1 protein-coding gene and 2 pseudogenes are annotated in these 1,251 nt (G+C 69.7%); 2 read left to right on the top strand and 1 reads right to left on the bottom strand.

What is annotated here, in order from left to right; all coding sequences use genetic code 11:
• A pseudogene (locus GH737_RS15615) lies at window positions 1-444 on the top strand (hypothetical protein); the annotation flags it as partial.
• A 67-nt stretch (window positions 445-511) separates the two neighbouring features.
• The gene (locus GH737_RS14830) at window positions 512-985 is read left to right on the top strand and encodes an EF-hand domain-containing protein (RefSeq protein WP_155265527.1); all 474 of its coding nucleotides are present in this window, start codon (window positions 512-514) and stop codon (window positions 983-985) included.
• Here the strand turns inward: GH737_RS14830 and GH737_RS15620 are convergent.
• A pseudogene (locus GH737_RS15620) lies at window positions 982-1,251 on the bottom strand (methylenetetrahydrofolate--tRNA-(uracil(54)-C(5))-methyltransferase (FADH(2)-oxidizing) TrmFO); the annotation flags it as partial. The gene GH737_RS14830 and the pseudogene GH737_RS15620 sit on opposite strands and share 4 nt — an antisense overlap.

Genomic DNA, 1,251 nt, shown 5'->3' on the forward strand with positions numbered 1-1,251 from the left:
GAGCTCCTGCCGCGGGGCATCAGCGGCCATGACGTCGCCGGGCTGGAACCGGGGTGGCTGCGGCTGTTCGACCCGTTCCCGTGGGGGAGCGAGACGAGCGAGACGGTGTGGCTGCGCGGCAACCGGCTGTTCGGTCTCTCGGCGCGGCTGCTCGGCGAAAGCAACGAGCGGATCCAGGAGGCGGGCGGCCTGTGGGCGCTGGTCGACGTCGCCCGCCACTGCAGCGACGCACCCTCGCGCACGCTGCTGATCGCGCAGGCACGCTCGTTCGCCAAAAACATTACCGGCGCGCGTTTCGGGCCGAAGTTGCGCCCGCTCTCCGCTCTTGCCGCGCTGGCGGTTCGCGACTGCCGGCGCGGCGAGCCGTTCGAGGCCGAAGGGACCGCGGGGCGCACCGCCGCGATCCTGAGGCACCGGCTTCGAGGCGTGTTGCCCCACCTGTAGTTGACTCGCGGGCCCTGCTTGCGGAGCATGGCGGCGTGCCGAATCTCCTCGTCCGAAGGAGATTTGCATGCTGCGTTTCTTCGCCGGAGCCGCCTCCAGCTTCCTGCTGATGACCGGCGCCTTCCTGATGTGGCAATCGCGTGCGGAGGAGAATCCGGGCCTTCCGGACCCATCGCCCGCGCGCGCGTTCAGCGCTTCGATGCTGAGCAAAGGTGAACGGCTCCAGGCGCCCGAAGCCAGTCCGAAGAGCCGCGAGGAACGGCGATTCTCTCGGGCCGACCGCAACGACGACGGCAAGATCGAGGCCGAGGAGCTGCTGAGCCCCAGGCGCAAGGCGTTCGCCAAGCTCGACAAGAACGGCAACGGCATCCTGTCGTTCGAGGAATGGGCGCACACGACGATCGACAAGTTCACCGGCGCGGACAAGGACCGCAGCCGCTTCCTCACCCCGGCGGAGTACGCGACCACCGCCCCACCCCCGCCCAAGCACAAGACGTGCAGCTGCGGGCGAAGCTATGCATCGCGGGATGATGGCGATTAAGCGGGCTCGCGAACCTTGAGCTGCTCCAGCCAACCGTCCAGCGCAGCGCGGGCGCGGTCGGTGTATGCCTTCTTGCGGTCGGCCTTACGGGCGCGTTCGGCAAGCGGCGGCATCAGGCCGAAGTTGACGTTCATCGGCTGGAAGGTCGCGGCGTCGGCGCCGCCAGTGATGTGGCCGAGGAGCGCCCCCAGCGCTGTTTCGGGCGGCGGCGGAGGCAGGGTCTCGCCGCCATCATCGGCGGCGGCGAAGCGCGCGGCGAGGAGGCC

Source organism: Sphingomonas segetis (assembly GCF_009720245.1).
Classification (GTDB): domain Bacteria; phylum Pseudomonadota; class Alphaproteobacteria; order Sphingomonadales; family Sphingomonadaceae; genus Sphingomicrobium; species Sphingomicrobium segetis.

What these genes read in the sequence shown, in the direction of transcription:
- GH737_RS14830 (WP_155265527.1), top strand. Translation starts at nt 512, where the DNA reads ATGCTGCGTTTCTTCGCCGGAGCCGCCTCCAGCTTCCTGCTGATGACC.